A 538-nucleotide genomic window follows, 5' to 3' on the forward strand; every position below is an offset into this window, starting at 1 on the left:
GTCGAACTCGAACGCCACCTCGCAGAACACGGCGTCACCACCATCGCCTCCAGGCCCTATCACCCACAAACCTGCGGCAAGAACGAACGCGTCCACCGAACCCTGCGGAAATGGCTCGCCGCCCGGCCACCAGCCGAGAACCTCGCCGTCCTGCAACAGCTTCTCGAGGACTACCGCCAGATCTACAACGACCACCGGCGCCACCAAAGCCTCGACGGCCACACCCCACGGCAACGCTACGACGCCAGCCCCAAAGCCACCCCCTCCAGCGGCCGCGAAGCCTCCAGCGGCCGCACACAACGCACCGTCTCAGCCACCGGCGTCATCACCTTCTCCGGCTGCTCCATCATCCTGGGCCGCCGCTGGACCGGGCACACAGCCACGGTGTTCTGGCAAGGCGACCGCGTCACCATCATGATCGGCGACACCATCGCCCGCCAGCTCACCCTCAACCGAGCAGTACGCTACCAACCACTCAACACCAAACTGTCCGACAAGTCCTGAAACACATCTGTCCGTGAGGTCCTGAAACAGCACA

At 64.5% G+C, this 538-nt stretch carries 1 protein-coding gene; it reads left to right on the forward strand.

Annotation, left to right across the window (positions count from 1 at the left end):
* Positions 1-504: integrase core domain-containing protein (locus tag ACLJQ7_RS42635; protein WP_410653878.1), on the forward strand; the 504-nt coding region annotated here is incomplete at its 5' end.
* Between the last annotated feature and the right edge of the window lie 34 nt (positions 505-538).

Source organism: Amycolatopsis sp. cmx-4-54, from assembly GCF_046548895.1.
GTDB lineage: Bacteria > Actinomycetota > Actinomycetes > Mycobacteriales > Pseudonocardiaceae > Amycolatopsis.